Annotated in this window: 18 protein-coding genes and 1 tRNA gene; 9 read left to right on the top strand and 10 right to left on the bottom strand. The window is 36.2% G+C overall.

Annotated features, from left to right (window positions below):
* Positions 1–54: 54 nt before the first annotated feature.
* The 7 genes from cas9 to I6G42_RS05680 form a co-directional block, all read right to left on the bottom strand.
* The gene (gene cas9 / locus I6G42_RS05710) at positions 55–3,420 is read right to left on the bottom strand and encodes a type II CRISPR RNA-guided endonuclease Cas9 (protein WP_038805640.1); all 3,366 of its coding nucleotides are present in this window, start codon (positions 3,418–3,420) and stop codon (positions 55–57) included.
* 219 nt (positions 3,421–3,639) lie between these two features.
* A tRNA-Arg gene (locus I6G42_RS05705) sits at positions 3,640–3,711 on the bottom strand.
* A gap of 42 nt (positions 3,712–3,753) precedes the next feature.
* The gene (rplS, locus tag I6G42_RS05700; protein WP_001068669.1) at positions 3,754–4,101 is read right to left on the bottom strand and encodes a 50S ribosomal protein L19; all 348 of its coding nucleotides are present in this window, start codon (positions 4,099–4,101) and stop codon (positions 3,754–3,756) included.
* Between the two features lie 118 nt (positions 4,102–4,219).
* On the bottom strand, positions 4,220–4,549 hold the full coding sequence (gene crcB, locus I6G42_RS05695; RefSeq protein ID WP_038805052.1) for a fluoride efflux transporter CrcB: 330 nt from the start codon (positions 4,547–4,549) through the stop codon (positions 4,220–4,222).
* Positions 4,543–4,917 (bottom strand): fluoride efflux transporter CrcB, encoded by a 375-nt coding sequence (gene crcB, locus I6G42_RS05690; protein WP_038805051.1) that lies wholly within the window; start codon positions 4,915–4,917, stop codon positions 4,543–4,545. Before crcB (I6G42_RS05690) ends, crcB (I6G42_RS05695) begins: the two co-directional genes overlap by 7 nt.
* Positions 4,914–5,180: a chorismate mutase gene (locus I6G42_RS05685; RefSeq protein ID WP_038805050.1), complete on the bottom strand. Its 267-nt coding sequence runs from the start codon at positions 5,178–5,180 to the stop codon at positions 4,914–4,916. The genes crcB (I6G42_RS05690) and I6G42_RS05685 overlap by 4 nt, the downstream gene beginning before the upstream one ends.
* Positions 5,181–5,296: 116 nt before the next feature.
* Positions 5,297–5,740, bottom strand: a complete 444-nt coding sequence (locus tag I6G42_RS05680; protein WP_001162125.1) for a flavodoxin — start codon at positions 5,738–5,740, stop codon at positions 5,297–5,299.
* A gap of 103 nt (positions 5,741–5,843) precedes the next feature.
* On the opposite strand from I6G42_RS05680, the gene I6G42_RS05675 reads away from it, so the two are divergent.
* On the top strand, positions 5,844–6,779 hold the full coding sequence (locus tag I6G42_RS05675) for a DHH family phosphoesterase (protein WP_038805049.1): 936 nt from the start codon (positions 5,844–5,846) through the stop codon (positions 6,777–6,779).
* Positions 6,780–6,874: 95 nt separating this feature from the next.
* The gene (locus tag I6G42_RS05670) at positions 6,875–7,117 is read left to right on the top strand and encodes a type B 50S ribosomal protein L31 (protein WP_038805048.1); all 243 of its coding nucleotides are present in this window, start codon (positions 6,875–6,877) and stop codon (positions 7,115–7,117) included.
* Positions 7,118–7,221: 104 nt separating this feature from the next.
* Here I6G42_RS05670 and I6G42_RS05665 read toward each other — a convergent pair whose 3' ends face one another.
* Entirely contained in the window at positions 7,222–8,379 is a 1,158-nt protein-coding gene (locus I6G42_RS05665; RefSeq protein ID WP_038805047.1) for a tyrosine-type recombinase/integrase, read from the bottom strand.
* A 64-nt stretch (positions 8,380–8,443) separates the two neighbouring features.
* Positions 8,444–9,010, bottom strand: a complete 567-nt coding sequence (locus I6G42_RS05660; protein ID WP_038805046.1) for a helix-turn-helix domain-containing protein — start codon at positions 9,008–9,010, stop codon at positions 8,444–8,446.
* 150 nt (positions 9,011–9,160) lie between these two features.
* On the opposite strand from I6G42_RS05660, the gene I6G42_RS05655 reads away from it, so the two are divergent.
* From I6G42_RS05655 to I6G42_RS05625, 7 genes are all read left to right on the top strand, one after another.
* Positions 9,161–9,439, top strand: a complete 279-nt coding sequence (locus tag I6G42_RS05655; RefSeq protein WP_038805044.1) for a hypothetical protein — start codon at positions 9,161–9,163, stop codon at positions 9,437–9,439.
* A 5-nt stretch (positions 9,440–9,444) separates the two neighbouring features.
* Positions 9,445–9,777: a replication initiator protein A gene (locus I6G42_RS05650; RefSeq protein ID WP_038805043.1), complete on the top strand. Its 333-nt coding sequence runs from the start codon at positions 9,445–9,447 to the stop codon at positions 9,775–9,777.
* Between the two features lie 2 nt (positions 9,778–9,779).
* The gene (locus tag I6G42_RS05645; RefSeq protein ID WP_038805042.1) at positions 9,780–10,421 is read left to right on the top strand and encodes a hypothetical protein; all 642 of its coding nucleotides are present in this window, start codon (positions 9,780–9,782) and stop codon (positions 10,419–10,421) included.
* Positions 10,422–10,713: 292 nt separating this feature from the next.
* Positions 10,714–11,589, top strand: coding sequence for a replication initiation protein (locus I6G42_RS05640; protein ID WP_038805041.1), 876 nt, complete (start codon positions 10,714–10,716; stop codon positions 11,587–11,589).
* A gap of 35 nt (positions 11,590–11,624) precedes the next feature.
* On the top strand, positions 11,625–12,026 hold the full coding sequence (locus I6G42_RS05635; protein ID WP_001220478.1) for a hypothetical protein: 402 nt from the start codon (positions 11,625–11,627) through the stop codon (positions 12,024–12,026).
* A 317-nt stretch (positions 12,027–12,343) separates the two neighbouring features.
* On the top strand, positions 12,344–13,543 hold the full coding sequence (mobV, locus tag I6G42_RS05630) for a MobV family relaxase (RefSeq protein ID WP_038805040.1): 1,200 nt from the start codon (positions 12,344–12,346) through the stop codon (positions 13,541–13,543).
* A gap of 164 nt (positions 13,544–13,707) precedes the next feature.
* Positions 13,708–14,166, top strand: coding sequence for a hypothetical protein (locus I6G42_RS05625; RefSeq protein ID WP_227698178.1), 459 nt, complete (start codon positions 13,708–13,710; stop codon positions 14,164–14,166).
* A gap of 681 nt (positions 14,167–14,847) precedes the next feature.
* Here the strand turns inward: I6G42_RS05625 and I6G42_RS05620 are convergent.
* Positions 14,848–16,182, bottom strand: a complete 1,335-nt coding sequence (locus tag I6G42_RS05620) for an Nramp family divalent metal transporter (protein WP_038805038.1) — start codon at positions 16,180–16,182, stop codon at positions 14,848–14,850.
* Positions 16,183–16,340: the final 158 nt, after the last annotated feature.

Below are 16,340 nucleotides of genomic sequence, written 5' to 3'. Positions count from 1 at the left end.
AGTTACTATTATAATACATTGTACAAGCGTTTGCAACTCTTTTTTTAAAATATTTTAAAAAAAGAGTTTTGGTTCGTCACCCTCTTTTTTGATGAAATGTTTATTACCTAAAACATCAGTTTTAACTTTGTAGATAGAGAGATATTTCTTTCCTAATCCTTTTATACAACGACCATTAGAGGTCATTTTTAACACTTTGATTTTTTCTTTACCTTCAAAATTACCTTTATCGTAAGGCTTTAATTCGACATAGTGATTTTGATTAGGCATTGTTCTAGATAAAAACCTAAAAATCTGTTCTTCATTATTTTTGGTATCCTTAATCAAAAGTAAGTCATTTTTATATAAGGTAAATTTGAATTCTGACTCCTTGCTAACTCCTTCTTTTTCTTTAATTTCATTATATTTATCAATAGTTATAGAATATTTCCCAGTTGCTTTCTCAAATTGTAGATCTGCATATTTTAATCCTAGCAACTCATATTTATCAGTTTGTGGATTAAAATAAACATCTGTTCTCCAAGGATATAATTGACGAAGAAGCACTTTATTATTACTATTAGAGGGAGTTATGTTAATAAATGATTCTGGAATATTTTTATCGTAGTATTTCAGACTTTTAATTTCTGGTCCATTACCTTTTTTACTGTACTTACGAATAGGCCCATTTTCTTGTCTATATTTCTCAAAAGGATTGCAAGGGATCTCTTTATTTTTATCGTTCAATTCTTTAGAAGGATAGGTTCTTAAAATTTCTTCAATCACTTTTTCAAATGTTTGTGGATCTTTGTGATACATCAAGAATTTACTCTTATCTTTATTGTAAATTTTAATGAAAGCATCATATCCTGCTTGACTATAAATATCTTTAATCTTACCTAAAACATAAGTTTCTTCAGACTTATCTTTATCCAATTTTGCTTTTCTTGTTGCATAAATGGTTGCATCTGAAATTTTTCGATTGTATTTTGAATCTACTTGATAAGAAAACAGTATACTATCCTCAAATGTCTTGCTACGCAATGTATCAACAAAATGGTCATAAGGAGCTTTAAACACTAACTCTTTGTATTCATCATCACTTAATGAAATAATTTCTCCAGTCTCTGAATCTACAAATTGTCCTTCTTTATAAGAAATCAAAGGATTATTCTGTTTTTTCCATAATCTTAATTGACTCGAAGCAGCAATAATTAAGGCATCCACAGCATGATGGTGGTAAGTTTCACGAGACTTTTCAAGCCCCCACTTTCTTCTTAGTTGAGAAGTAAATTGTCCACGTACCACAGAAATAGTTGTATCAAATTGATGGCTCTTATAAAAATCTTGTAGAGCGTTTAGAACTACTCGCGATGAATATCGAGTATCAACTAAATTTCTTTCAATGAACTTCTGTTTCACTTCAATTTTACTAATGTCTTCTTCTGTTAAAAGATAATCTTTCTTTTTATTACTTAATAATTTAGAGTCTTTTACATAAGATTTAAACTCACGGTAGAACCAGGCATCATCCATACTATCTAAAGCCTGAAACGGTGTTCGCTGTCCCTTTTCTTGGTTTGCTGTAGCTAAAACCAATACTTTATTAGATAAACTATCATCAAATGATAAAGATAGAGGTAAAATATGGTCAATTTCGTACTTGTACTGATTGTGGATTAAATCTGAAATTGGAATATTCTTCCCAGTATAGAGACACTTTTCTCCCTGTTGATGCCATAAACGAATCTTAGTAGCTAATTCCTTATGCCCATGAAAAATGTTATCCGGCAACTCTTTTTTCCCATTGTATTGAAACGCCGCTTTTTCCATAGCTGCATTTTTCTCATCTTGGTTTGCCTTTTGACGTTTTATATAATCTTTCTTAGCGTCTTCTTCGTTATTTTCACGCGCCATTTCGATAACGATATTATCAAAGATACCATATTTTTTAGTTGCTTCGTTGATTATCTTTATGGCCTGTCTGACAGATTTCGCTACTACAGGGTTATAGATTTCTTCTGTTACTTCTTTTTCATCAATATACTTAGTTCGTTTTGATGTCTCTTTGTTTTTTTGTTTCCCCAATCGTGTTAGAATTGTCATTTGCTCTTCTGAAGTTTCATAGAGTTCTGGTATCAATTCCATCATGAGTTTAAGAGAAAAATTATGCCATCCCTTACTAAATAGACTGCTATTATTTTTTCTAAATTGAACCAATTCAAGTACTTGGTCTTGACTAAATACACCCATTAACTTCGTATTAATCGCTTCTTCTATACCTTCTCGTTCAGTATTTAGAGTTAAAATATGGGCAAGTTCATCTAGAACATTTCTAGATAATTCCCCAACTGAAATTGTTTCTAGCGATTGCATTTTTCGATATACTTCAAAAGTATGCATTTCAGGTTTATTGTTTACATCAACTCGATAACCATGTATCTGATCTACTGAAGCATCAATCATTTTAGCAATGTACTTCAATAAGGTTGAGGCTCCTAAGGTTTTCGCCGACTTCGCATATTCAATGATTGTTTTCTTTTGTTCCTCACTCAGTTTCTTGGTCTCTGTAGGAACTGATAAATTATTTAGATCATTTAGCAAATTAAACTCTTGAGCGGTATAGGAAGCTTTAGAAGCTCTGTATTCATTAGGATAAAATGTACATTTACCGATTAAAATACCAAAAATATTATCTAAGGTAGTACCATCTTTTCGGAAACGTCCATAATCCGTCCGAGATTTTTCATTTCCTGGTCCATGATAATATTTTCTTTTCCCTGTAAGGATTTTTAGATAATCCTCGATAAACTCATCCGTAATTTTACTATTGAATTCCTGCTGTTTTCTAAGAATTCTTTCAGCTTCCTTTTTATACGCAGATGTTGAAAAAACATTGATCAATCGGCATTTCTCACCATTTTCTAAAACAGTGAAATCTCCCCTTATTTGACCATATCTTTCAAAACGATCAAGTTGGATTTGACCAGGTGTTTGTTCAGCAAGTAATTTTCTATTTTCCTCAACTGCCTTGCCATAATCAGACGATACTGTACCCCCATCCTCAGAAGCATCATCTAAATAGCTAATACCACGTCTCTTAACAATGTTCTTTAAAGCTATGAACAGCTCTTCATTCGTTAGTTGCTGATTCAAGCCATCTACACGAAGTCGATATGGATTAAGATTAATGGATACCTTAGAAAAATCAGTTAACAAACCATAGTCTTCAAATAGATCCTGAAAGCGAACTCTACGGTGTTTTTTTCGACGATTTAATCGTCTAGCTTGTCTACTACTTCTTCTTACAACATTACTATCAGCAGTTGCAGCTGGGAAAATACGAGAATTCGTATGGATAATCTTACCAGAATTTTTTTCTAGAATTCCCACTCCTACGGAGGCAATACCAATATCCAAACCTAAAACTAAACCGTTCATAGTCAAACTCCTAACTAATTATCATATTAATTAAATTTTACTCTTTACTTCCTAAAAAATCAAATCATTATATGCAATTAACTAAAATATCCTGTCTTTTTATAATTATATGCAAATTCTCCCGTTTTCATCATTGATAAAAACAAAAAAGCGTAATCTAACGCTTTTTAAGTTCTATTTTAACTTGAGTGATTTCTGAATAAAAATCAATAGTTTATATGCCCCCTGCAGGAATCGAACCTGCAACTACTCCTTAGGAGGGAGTTGTTATATCCATTGAACTAAGGGAGCTAGAGAAAAACCCTGCTGGGTGAGCAGAGTTTTTTAGTCGAATTAACGACGGATTTCTTTGATACGAGCTGCCTTACCTTGAAGTGCACGCAAGTAGTACAATTTCGCACGACGTACTTTACCGTAACGAACAACTTCGATCTTTTCAACACGTGGAGTGTGGATTGGGAAGATACGCTCAACACCTACACCGTTAGAGATTTTACGAACTGTGTAGTTTTCTGAGATGCCAGCACCTTTACGTGCAATAACAACACCTTCAAAAATCTGGATACGTTCACGGTTACCTTCGACAACTTTCGCGTGTACACGAACAGTGTCACCAGGACGGAATGATGGGATATCTGTACGAAGTTGACCTTCAGTCAAGCTTTGGATTAATGGATTCATTTTATTCTCCTATCTTTGTCAATCTTGAGGAACCTTCCTCAGCGGATAAACTGTATTTTTGTGCGTCCATTACACACAAGATACAGTTTACCAAATTTCCACCTAAAAGTAAAGAAATTTATAGCAAAATTCCTAAAAAAATCGCTAGAAAACCGCCTATGTAAGTTAAGAGAAAATAGCAATAAAATACCTTCTTGTCACTTAATAGTCTTTGCAGCTCATCATTCAGGGTCGAAAAGGTCGTCAGCCCTCCACAAAAACCTGTCGCTAGGATAGCATAGACTTCCTTAGACTCCACATGATTGTAGAGTAGGCCAATTAAAAAACATCCTATAAGATTGGCAATGAGAGTTCCCAATGGCAATTTAGAAGCTTGATTGTAGCGGGAAAAGAAATAACGCACAAGGGCTCCGAACCCGCAGGCGATTGCAAGATAAACGATTACCATTTCTTCCTCCCTAGAACATAAGCCAAGAGCAGACCTCCTCCAATACTCAAAAGCAGATAGATGATTAAGCTAAGATAACGCCCGGTATCAAGCAGTTTCACGGCATCAAGCATTAGACTAGAAAAGGTTGTTAAACCTCCGCAAAAACCCGTCCCCAGTGCTAAAACCAAGCCTTTACTAGTTCCCTTATAGACCAGATAGCCTTTCACCAGATAGACCAAGCAGAAAATGCCCAGATAGTTGACAAGGAGGGTCCCCCAAGGAAATTCTGGACTAGCTGGTAACCAAGTGGAAACTAGATAGCGGACAAGCCCGCCCAACATGGCAGCTAGAAAAATCCCTAGTGGATAGAATTGTTCTTTTTTCATTTGATATTTTGATCCTGATAATCACGCGAACGTTTGAGAATGTCTGAAAAAGTCGCAACAATGGTTTCCTGATAGCGCTTATCTTCCACTCGATTTTTGACTTTCTCAAAAATAACTTCTTCTCTCTTAGAATCTAAGATTGGCTTACCAGATGCTTTCTTATAAGCAACAACCCCTTCAACTAAGAGCATCCGTTCTTCTAGGAGCTTGACGATTTGGTCATCGATTTGATCAATTTCTTGCCGAATAATATCTAAGTTCATACAGTCTCCTCCTTTATTTGAATTATTGTATCAAAAAGCCTCTAAATAGGCTAGTAAAATCCCAAAAAAACTAATAAAAAACGCACTGACTTCTTCCAGTCAGCGCAGTTTGATTCTTATCCTACTTTTGCAGCCAATTCTTCTGCGAATTGTTCCAAGCGTTCAATATCTTCTTCCTCGGCAGAGAGGTCCACTTTAACACACTCTGAACCTTTTTCTGCTCCTGTCGCTACAAATACACGATCAAAGTCATCGACAGCCTTACAGAATTCGTCGTAGAAGGTATCTCCTGAACCGACCACTCCGTAGATTTTGCCATTCAAGTTGAGATCTGCTAGGTCTTCGTAGAAGTCCATCATCTCATCTGGCAATTCTCCGTCTCCATAAGTATAAGTCGCAACGATCGCGATGTCCGCTTCCAAGAAGTCTGAAGCGTCAACAGTTGTACATTCATCAACATCGACATCCAAGCCCAAGTCACGTAATTTGTCTGCTACAATATCTGCAATTTCTTCGGTATTACCGGTCATACTGGCAAATACAATTTTTGCTAATGCCATATCGTCCTCCTCAATTTATCTTTCTCCATTATATCATATCTTTTTCATTTTAAAAATAAAAATTCTTGTGCTACAATGAAATGAGAAAGAATTGAGGTTATTTATGGAAATTTGCCAGCAAATATTAGAAAAAATCAAAGAATACGATACTATTATCATTCATCGTCATATGAAACCAGACCCTGATGCCTTGGGAAGTCAGGTGGGCTTGAAAACTCTTCTTACACACCATTTTCCAGAAAAGACTATCAAAGCAGTCGGTTTTAACGAACCAACTCTAACTTGGATAGCGGAAATGGATACTGTCCAAGACAGTGACTACCAAGGAGCTCTTGCTATTATTTGTGATACAGCGAATCGTCCTCGTATCGATGATAAACGATACGAACAAGCTGCTTTCACCATCAAAATCGATCACCATCCAAATGATGATATTTATGGTGACCTATCTTGGGTGGATACAAGTTCAAGCAGTGCCAGTGAGATGATTGCCCTATTTGCTCAAGAAAATCAGCTAGCTTTGTCTAGTGAAGCTGCACGACTTCTCTATGCAGGAATTGTCGGGGACACAGGGCGTTTTCTCTACCCATCAACTAGTGCCCGTACCTTTAGAATAGCTGGCCAGCTCCGAGAAATTGATTTTGACTTTGCTGGATTATCTCGTCAAATGGATACCATGAGCTTCAAGATTGCAAAATTGCAAGGGTATGTTTATGATCACTTAGAAGTTGATGAGAATGGAGCCGCACGCGTTCTGCTTACTCAGGAAATCCTGAAAGAATATAAGGTTACGGATGCTGAAACAGCAGCGATTGTTGGAGCACCTGGTCGAATCGATACTGTTAAGGCTTGGGCTATCTTTGTTGAGCAAGCTGATGGTCACTTCCGTGTGCGAATGCGCAGTAAAATCACCCCTATCAATGAAATAGCCAAACAACACGACGGGGGAGGGCATCCATTAGCCAGTGGTGCCAATTCCTATAACTTAGAGGAAAACGAAATCATCTATCAAAAGTTAAAAAACTTGCTTAAAAACTAATAAAATACTTGCCAAACTTTTCAGAATCTGATAAACTAGTATGGTAACAATCTATGGCTCGCAAAGAGACCATGGCAGAAAGGAAATATTGCAAAATGAAAAAAGATATCCATCCAGAATATCGCCCAGTTGTCTTCATGGACACAACTACTGGTTACAAATTCCTTAGCGGTTCAACAAAATGCTCTAACGAAACTGTTGAGTTCGAAGGCGAAACTTACCCATTGATCCGTGTGGAAATTTCATCAGACTCACACCCATTCTACACTGGACGTCAAAAGTTCACTCAAGCAGATGGACGTGTGGATCGTTTCAACAAAAAATACGGTCTCAAATAATCAACCGCATTTATTGCTTAAAAACGTTGATACAAAGCCTTTTCCAAGAAATTGGAATTGGCTTTTTTTGTTTTTAGTACCGTTTTTGGTACCGTCTTGGAAAACTAACCTTTTGCACTATCCAGATAATCTACAAATTTTGTGATAGCTTTCTTCTCTCCTGCTACTGTAGAATGGCTATAAGTATCCAGGGTCATTTGACTACTTGCATGACCTAATCTTTTGGCCGCATTGACAGGGTCAACCCCTACTTCAATCATCAAGGTTGCATGAGTATGTCTGAAGCCATGAGGAGTTATCTTCTTCAAGCCATGTTTCCTGATGATCCGCTTTAGAACACTATTGATATAATCCTGATATAAAGGTTCTATCTTTCCGTCTCGATCAACAAACGTAAACATATAATCGCTATCAATCAATGGGGTAACTGACAGTTGCCCCTTTTCTCTTCTGCTCTTTTGTTTCCACTCTTTCAAAATCGAGATTGTCTCAGTATCTAAAGGGATTTGCCGTATGGAAAACCTGTTTTTGGTGCTTTTCTCAACTGCTTTCCCCTTGATTCTACCTAGATTTTTGCTGATAGAAAGTAATTGATTGTCAAAATCAATATCAGACCACCTCAAAGAATACAGCTCCCCTTTCCTTAAGCCACTATAGGCCAACAAACGAAATAAGGCATAGTTTTTATAAGGCTCTTCTGCCTTAATAATATCTAAAAACTCATGCAACTCCTCAACGCTAAAGAAGTTATCTGACTTCTTCCGCTCTCTTTTTGGGAGTATCGTTTGCTTCATTGGGTTTTCTGTAATCAATTTCATCTTCAAAGCAAAATCAAACACTTGACTAGTGTAAGATTTTACCTGTTTGATATTTCTAAAAGTCTGACCTTTTTCGGTAATAAAGTTCTGACATTGCCAAGGAGTAATTTTGGAAATTTTCATCTTTCCAAGAACTGGCAAGATATGGATTCTAAACAAATCATCTGTACGGACGCTTGTCGTCCTCTCTACTGTGTTTTGATAAGTTTTGAACCATTCTTCAAAAACTTCATCAAAACGTCTCTCAGAGACTCTCAGAAGCCCTGAGAGGTCTCCTGACGCTTTTTTGTGGTAAATCATAGCTTCATACTGTCTAGCCTCTCTAAGGCTCTTAAAACCGCTTTTAAAGAAGTCCTGACGTTTGCCATCAATCACCCTGTAGATTCTGACCTTATAAAGATACCCTGATTTAGACTTTTTAGCCTTATATTTAATAATAGACATTCTAATTTCTCCTTTATTTTTTAAGGTTTCGGAGCTTATAAAATAAAGAAATCATGATTGTCAGTTATTTATTACGTTTTTCTGCCATTCTTTCCTGGTATTCAGGAGTTTTTTCCCATGCTTGCCATACGTAGTGATAAGGGGAGTCTTCTGCTCCTGATTTGTTAATCAGGAAAGGAATAAGACCTTGTTTCTCATCAGCTATAAATTCCTTAATAGCTTTAACCAAAATAGGGTTAAAGTCTTTTTTGCTTGCTAGAAAATCAATGTAGTCAGACAATGCCTCTGACTGATTGAGCTCTTTAAGTATAATAGCAAGATCTTCTCCAAAAGGAGTCCATTGAGTGATTTTATTTTCAATCGTACTTTTTCCCTGAAGCACTTTGGCGAAGCCTTTAAAAATTTCTTTGGTTGAACCTGGATTGACTAATACAGGGTTATCATCAATCCCCAGCAAGTAAGGGATAGACACCCCGAAGTATTCTGCAAGGATTTTTGCATTTTTCTTCTTAGGTGTTCTAATTCCTTGATTATACCCCGACAACGTAGGATAAGCTATACCTGTACTATCGCTAATTTCAGTTAATTTTTTTTTACTGTCTTTAATAAGTTTTCCAATATTGTTAGTCATATCTTAATTCCTTGTTTTTTATATATTGTAACACAAATAATACAAAATGAATAAAAAAACTTGACAACAATTCAAAAAGAATTTATAATCTATGTAAATAATTCAAAATGAATTATTCGGAGCTTATAAAATTAAGAAAGGGGTCAGAATATGACAGAAAATTTTACCATCCACCTCCCAAAAGCAACCGAAAAGAAGTTGCTTGCTCGCTACGATACCATGCTTCAGAAAGCTATCGAAAAAGCTTTTGAAGATCAGGAACTATATAAGCCTATGCTACGAATGTCAGGTCTATGTCGATGGCTTGATGTATCAACTACTACCGTTATCAAATGGCAACGTGAAGGCATGCCTCACATGGTCATTGATGGAGTGACCCTGTACGATAAACACAAAGTCGCTCAATGGCTACAACAATATGAAAGATGAGAAATATGGATTACTGTGATGATTATTACTTAATACCTAAAGTATTATTTCAAGACGATTTCTATAAGGATTTGATACCCCTTGATGTTATTGTCTATTCTGTGCTAAGAAACAAACAAGAAGAGGCAATAGAGAAAGGTTGGGTAGATGATGAAGGAAATATTTACCTAGCATATAGAATTGAGGATCTAGCCAAAAAATTTTCTTGCGCTAGAACGACTATGGTAGCCGTTTTACAACGCTTGGAATCTGTCAACTTAATTGAACGTGAACGGCAATGGAATACAAGCTATTATAACCATAACTTACCATACATGACTTATATTAACGAGGTGTAAATATGATAAAGGTTTACTTTGGAAAAGATACAGCACTTAATCAGGCCATCCAGTCACGATTGGATAGCTATCAGCTTGAATATCAAGTATTCTCAAGTAAAGATATAGATACTAAAACGCTGATGGAATGGCTTTTTAGGTCAACTGATATATTTGAACTGTTAAGTACTAAGATGTTGAAGTATAAATTAAATACACAAATTACACTTAGTCAATTTGTTAGAAAGATTTTGAAAGACGTTGATAGTTCCTTAAAACTCCCCATTGTTGTAACAAAAGAAGCCATCTATTCGAACATGACTCCAGAATATGTTGGGACACTCTTGCCAAAAGAATACCGTAAAGCAGAACGAGAGAATTTATTTAGAAAATTTGAAAAGCTAGATGAGGGTAGACGTTTTTGGAGAAACTTCGAGGTTGTCCGTAAACAATCTGAACTACCTTGGTTTGAATTACATAAGTTGCTATTTGCTGATGTGTCTGATGATTTAGGAGAAATGAAAAAAGCTAAGGACCGATTCTTTAAATACAAGAAAAACAAGCAGATTCCCCCTGAAGATATCATCGAAAAAATACTAGAAATATTTTTGATTGAAAGAGTTGACCTTTTTCAAAAATCTGTTTCAGATTTACAAAATTTCTAGTCCTAAAACAGTTATGAAAACAGCTATGAAAATATTTTGAAAATGAGATTTTGAGACTAAATTTTTGAGCTTCCTCAAAATTTATAACGCGGGCTCCTCTAACAGCCCGCTATGTTCCCATTTCGTGGGATTTTACTGCACCCATTTTTTGGCAAGTTTGACCGTAGCAAAATGAAAATGGTCCGACGAAGTCGGCTTGGGGTTGCTCCCCCAAGAATGTCATTTTACGGAGGTCTTTGCGCAGACAAAAAAGAGGCGCCGATAGGCGACCTCTACAAGAAAGGAGGTTGATTTGGAATTAAAAGTTAGCTTGGACAACATCACTATTACAGCTTATATCAAACCTATCAAACTCCTTGATCTCAAAAGTTTGATAGAAAGTCATACAGCCATTATCGTCCAGACTGCAATGACTGATATGTTTAGAGCAATCACTCGGGACGGAAGTCACGTTAGACTCCTCCTAGACTACGACAAATTAAAAGGACAAGCCTTTAATGCTCGCCCTTTCAGGATAGAGTTTAACCCCAATAAACTCCGACAGATTGATATTAATATCTTAGATACAATTATACCATATCTTGAAGATATTGCAATCTCTCGAGTCGATTTAGCTTTTGATATATTTGAAGTTGATTGTAGTGAGTTTATTCTTGAAAAGAAAGGCCGCCCTACTGCTACCAAAGAATGGAGAGACCAGAATGGAAAACTAGAAACTAAATATCTAGGCGCCTCCAGGTCAGAAAAGCAAATCAGACTCTATAACAAAAAAGTTGAACAATTAGAAAATGGCTCTGATGAAGACAAGAAATTTGCCCAGCAGTTCCAGCATTGGTGGCGCTTAGAATTTCAGCTCCGCAGTCGCTCGGTTGAAGAAATATTTGAAGTCATTGACTCTGTTATCTTTAAACCGTTTAACTTTGAAGGTTTAGGCATAGAGGCTCAACTTTACTTACTTGCCCTTACTCGTGATAAAGGAATCTGGAACAAAGTCAGTAAAAACACACGTACAAAATACAAGAAACTTTTACAGATCTATAAAACATCTGATATTGACTATCTGAAATTGATGAAAGATTTATTAAAACATGAACGACCAATATTAGAAAAACAGCTTGCTTATTATGGGGGAAGAGAAACAAAAAATAGCTTTCAACCATTTGGTTGAAAATCCAGTATTAACAAGGAGTTACGAGGCCTAAAATGAGAATAAAAGACTACGCTGATAGCCTGGGAGTTAGTAGTCAATCCATCTATAAACGGATACGATCTCCAAAATATAAAGAGAGGTTGAAAGGTCATTTATACCTAGACAACCAAAAGGTTGAAAACCTTGATTTAATAGGCATTAGAATACTTGAAGATTATCATTTTGAAAATGATGTGATTAAACTTGAGAAAGAATTAGAGGAGGCTAAAGAACAAGGCAAACAACTAGAACAAGATTTGCAACTATTGAAAGGCTATAGGAAGAGTGAGCAACAAAATTTAAAAGCTTGGGCAGATTATGCTGAACGATTGGAACAACATCGATTTTACTTAATGATTGCACTCACTACTGTATCTATAGCTTTCCTTGTAGCTTTAGCCTTTGCCGTCTTCTGACGGCATTTGTCGGACAATGCGAAGCGTCCGACCCTGGGGCACTGATAGAGTGCCCTACTCGCTTCGGCGAGTATAATCGAAACTCCTCTTGTGGCTCGAGAGGTGGTTCGATGTCGCTCCTGTATTCGGAGCGATGTGCCGTCTGCAAGACCCTTCGGAGAACGCACATTTACGGAGTAAAGTGTAGTGCGTTACACTTTACATGGAAGTCGTGCCGATCCTTCAGGAAAGAAACTACCCTATGGGGCACTTAGTCCTGGTGGCAATCTTCCGCCACCAGCTCGGCGACCCTTTGAGCCGAGAAAGGAGAACAAACTATGAGTTATGCAGTAGCTAGGATGCAAAAAATGAAATCTGGAAATCTTGGTGGTGCCTATCGTCACAATGAACGAATTTTTGAAAATCACTCGAACAAGGATATTGACCCAGAAAAGACTCACCTAAATTATGAATTAACCGACCGTGATCGCTCTATCCCTTACGATAGGCAGATTAAACAATACATCAACGATAATAAAATTTCCAAACGTGCTCTACGTAAAGATGCTGTTTTGTGTAATGAATGGATTATTACATCAGATAAGGCATTTTTTGAAAATATGAGTTCGGATCAGATTAAGGACTTTTTTGAAACAGCAAAAAATTTCTTTGCTGAAAGATACGGTAATAGTAATATCGCTTATGCTATGGTACATCTTGACGAGAGTACGCCACATATGCATTTAGGACTTGTACCTATGCAAAATGGCAAGTTAAGCTCTAAGTCATTATTTGGTAGCCGTGACCAACTGAAAGAGATCCAGGAGGCATTTCCTAAATACCTGAATGAACATGGCTATAATTTGCAACGTGGGGAGTCTGATAGCAAGAAGAAACACCTTGAAACAGCAGAATTTAAAGAAAAGCAACGCTTACTGGATGATACTGATAAAAAGATAGTTGATAAAACCGAAAAACTAAAGCAACTAGAAAAAGAGAAAGATGCTTTACTAGATGATATCGCTGTTTTGGAGTCTATTCAACCTCTACAGCTTGAAGAAATGAAAAAAGAAAAATTAGTCAGACGTACATTTGACGGTAAGCTAAAAATGGATAAGGCGACGTATGACAGACTCTTTAATACAGCATCTCAACATGCCCTGGATAATAATAGGCTAAGTCATGAGAACAGCAACCTTGAACAGCAATTACAGCAATCACTTTCTAAACAGAATAACTTAGCTAAAGAACTGATGAAGAGTGATCATATATTATCTGAAAATCGTACGCTAAAATCAGAAGTCGATAAACTAGAACACGCAAATAAAAAACTCAATGAAAATATGAAACGATTAAGTGAGCAATTAAATGCCGTAAATAAAAAACTTGCGCTTTGGCGCAAAACAGCAAGAAATTACATGCACCCTAAAGAATTTAGCAAAATGCTACATGTCATAAATCAAATACGTCCACCAAGAATAACCATTATGTCAGTCGCTCGAAGTTTTAAAAACATGATTGAAAAAAATATATTTTAAGCACTTTATGCCGTGAAAGTCTCTTGATAACAAGCTAGTCGACTTTAGACTAAAGACAGTCGAGTCGTCAGGCTGAAAAGCTGACGACCGATTGCCAAAGGCTAAAAAAGACTAGGTTACTTGTTGTCAAGAGAACCATGGAATAAATGAACAAGGAGAAAAAGATGAACAATATTAACAAACCTTTAGTACACAAAATTAAACAACCTGGTACATTTTCCGGAAAAATATTACTGGGTTTCCTACAGTCAGTTTTCAAAGAAATCACTGGTAACTATCTAACATCAGCCTATCCACTCAGCATTATTGAGCCTTATTTTACTTCAGATGAACAAGGAGAATCGTTTTGGTCAAATCCCCTGGCCATCAATGTTTTAGAAATTCGCCTCAAGGATAACTATAACATCCATCTAATACAAAAATCACCTTATATTCTTCTTGTTATTGAGGATATTGATAGCTTTAAAACTGGAGTCATTAAACTCTTTAATGACTTACTTGATCCTGATAAAAAGTATCTGATTTATCGTGATTTTATCAAAACATATCGCAATATGACTCCGATTGAAAAAATCGATTTTTTCAAAAAGAAGACCGTCGAGGGAATCGCAGCTAAAAAATAAGCTGTGGTATACTATTTAGTGAGGAGGTAACGCTATGAGAAAAACACTATTTGGTTGGATGCTTGCATTTTCTGCATTACGCTTTCTTGATCGCTCAGTACGTCAGTCAACTAAAGCGCTACGGCGATTTTTAAGATAAATTATATAAGTTAATAAAAATTATTATTGACATTCTCTCTTATTTATCCTAAACTATAACTAAGGATAGGATGTTTGTCGGGTGACTGGTAACAGTTTGCTCAAAGGTACTTGTTTCAAGTACAGGTGAGGTACTGCCTTCAGCTTTAGGCTGTAAAGAACCCGTGCCACCACTGGTCCTATTTGTTTCACTCTTGGATTATATTCAAGAGTTTTTTCTTGCCAAAAAAAAATCTCAAACACCTGAGACATCTTTCTTTATTTTATAAGCTCCGAAACCTTAATTTTTGGTACCTTTTTGGTACCGTCTTGGTTTAACAATACGGTATATATATAATATTTTACAGCTATATCCCTTTTAGAAACGTTGATTTAATAAGGATTTAAACACTATAGAGTATATCTTTGTAAAATACGGTCTCAAATAACAAGAAAAAGAACAGTTTCAACTGTTCTTTTTTTGCACTTGTTTTTATGAACCAACCACTACTATTATCTCAATATCAAGCTTCAAGCTAGTGCCGAGAACTAATTTGAACAAGTTTAAAAAATATCAAAAAGAAGCTTGATATTGAGAATGGTTAAGATGATTGAAACTGCGTAACCTAGGATGGTGTTCCACTTGGCATTGGTGAATTCTCCCATCAGTGACTTTTTAGATGTTAGATAAATCAAGGGGAAAATTGAAAACGGAAGAGCGATTGACAGAAAGACCTGTGAATAGACCAATAACTGATCCAAGGTTTTTTCTTGATGTCCAAACAAAACGGCAACAATAATCACAGGGAGCAAGGCAAAAATACGTGTACCGATACGGATAATCCACTGAGGCAATCTTAGATGCAAGAAACCTTCCATGACAATCTGTCCTGTCAAGGTACCTGTAATAGTAGAATTTTGACCACTTGCTAAGAGAGCTAGAGCAAATAAAGTTGACAAGGTTGAGCTGGCTATTGCTCCTGCTATCTTCGAATCCTGTAAAGCATTGTACATTTGAGAGAAAGCTGAAATCTCAGATGCATGACCAAAAAAGAGAGATGCCCCTAAAATGAGCAGTAAGGAATTGACAATAAAGGCTAGGGACAGCTGAATATTTGAATCCCAGGTCATAAAACGCACGGCTTTTCGAACATCCTTCTTATCTTTGTGATTGATTTTCCTTGTTTGGGATAGAGAGGAATGGAGATAGAGATTATGGGGCATGACTGTCGCACCTACAATCCCTAAAGCCAAGGTCAATTGACTTTCATGGCCTGGTAACGGTGTTTCAAATAAAGTTGAAGTTGGTAAATAACCACCAATAATCCCCTGGATACTTGGATTAGATAAGGCCACAAGATAGGTAAAAATGGCCAATATGGTTAAAATAAGGGTTGTAACAATAGCTTCAATTTTTTTGAAACCAAATTTCATTAACAACAACAAAAGAAATACATCTAAAACGGTTAAGAGGATAGCGACCATAATTGGTATTTTAAACAAAAGATTTAAGGCAATCGCTGAGCCTAGAACCTCAGCTAAGTCTGTCGCCATTAAAGCCAATTCTAAAATCACCCATAAACTATAGCGAAGCCATTTGGGAGCATGATGAGCTGTTGCCTGTGCTAGGTCCATCCTAGTCACGATACCGAGCTTTCCAGCCATCTGTTGTAACTGCATAGCAATGATGGAGGAAATCAAAATAACAAATAAGAGACTATATTTGTAGGAAGCACCACCAACCACACTGGTAATCCAGTTTCCAGGATCCATATAACCCACTGCTACAAGGGCTCCAGGTCCTAAAAATGCTTTTAGATTTTGCCAAAAATGATTGTTATTCGGAGTTTCAATAGATTGGTTGATCTCAGAAAGAGAGACTTTTTTGTAAGAAGACATCGGAATTTTACACTTTCTAATCTGTCTTTACCTATTTTCTCAATGGGATTTTTGAAAATATCATGAAAATAGTTTCCTATTTCCAATTCTTCCTTATTATATCACAATTTAGAATGATTCTTAAGGAAAGAATGATAGTTAAAATAAGCAATATCTGT

Origin of the sequence: Streptococcus oralis (assembly GCF_016028255.1) — a bacterium.
Classification (GTDB): Bacteria; Bacillota; Bacilli; order Lactobacillales; family Streptococcaceae; genus Streptococcus; species Streptococcus oralis_AC.
The sequence above is the reverse complement of the archived record's forward strand: the minus strand, read 5'-3'. Positions and strand labels throughout refer to the sequence as shown.

Bases quoted from the DNA above. Each gene is read 5' to 3' on its own strand.
- cas9 (WP_038805640.1), bottom strand. From the start codon at position 3,420: ATGAACGGTTTAGTTTTAGGTTTGGATATTGGTATTGCCTCCGTAGGA.
- rplS (WP_001068669.1), bottom strand. From the start codon at position 4,101: ATGAATCCATTAATCCAAAGCTTGACTGAAGGTCAACTTCGTACAGAT.
- crcB (WP_038805052.1), bottom strand. From the start codon at position 4,549: ATGGTAATCGTTTATCTTGCAATCGCCTGCGGGTTCGGAGCCCTTGTG.
- crcB (WP_038805051.1), bottom strand. From the start codon at position 4,917: ATGAAAAAAGAACAATTCTATCCACTAGGGATTTTTCTAGCTGCCATG.
- I6G42_RS05685 (WP_038805050.1), bottom strand. From the start codon at position 5,180: ATGAACTTAGATATTATTCGGCAAGAAATTGATCAAATCGATGACCAA.
- I6G42_RS05680 (WP_001162125.1), bottom strand. From the start codon at position 5,740: ATGGCATTAGCAAAAATTGTATTTGCCAGTATGACCGGTAATACCGAA.
- I6G42_RS05675 (WP_038805049.1), top strand. From the start codon at position 5,844: ATGGAAATTTGCCAGCAAATATTAGAAAAAATCAAAGAATACGATACT.
- I6G42_RS05670 (WP_038805048.1), top strand. From the start codon at position 6,875: ATGAAAAAAGATATCCATCCAGAATATCGCCCAGTTGTCTTCATGGAC.
- I6G42_RS05665 (WP_038805047.1), bottom strand. From the start codon at position 8,379: ATGTCTATTATTAAATATAAGGCTAAAAAGTCTAAATCAGGGTATCTT.
- I6G42_RS05660 (WP_038805046.1), bottom strand. From the start codon at position 9,010: ATGACTAACAATATTGGAAAACTTATTAAAGACAGTAAAAAAAAATTA.
- I6G42_RS05655 (WP_038805044.1), top strand. From the start codon at position 9,161: ATGACAGAAAATTTTACCATCCACCTCCCAAAAGCAACCGAAAAGAAG.
- I6G42_RS05650 (WP_038805043.1), top strand. From the start codon at position 9,445: ATGGATTACTGTGATGATTATTACTTAATACCTAAAGTATTATTTCAA.
- I6G42_RS05645 (WP_038805042.1), top strand. From the start codon at position 9,780: ATGATAAAGGTTTACTTTGGAAAAGATACAGCACTTAATCAGGCCATC.
- I6G42_RS05635 (WP_001220478.1), top strand. From the start codon at position 11,625: ATGAGAATAAAAGACTACGCTGATAGCCTGGGAGTTAGTAGTCAATCC.
- mobV (WP_038805040.1), top strand. From the start codon at position 12,344: ATGAGTTATGCAGTAGCTAGGATGCAAAAAATGAAATCTGGAAATCTT.
- I6G42_RS05625 (WP_227698178.1), top strand. From the start codon at position 13,708: ATGAACAATATTAACAAACCTTTAGTACACAAAATTAAACAACCTGGT.
- I6G42_RS05620 (WP_038805038.1), bottom strand. From the start codon at position 16,182: ATGTCTTCTTACAAAAAAGTCTCTCTTTCTGAGATCAACCAATCTATT.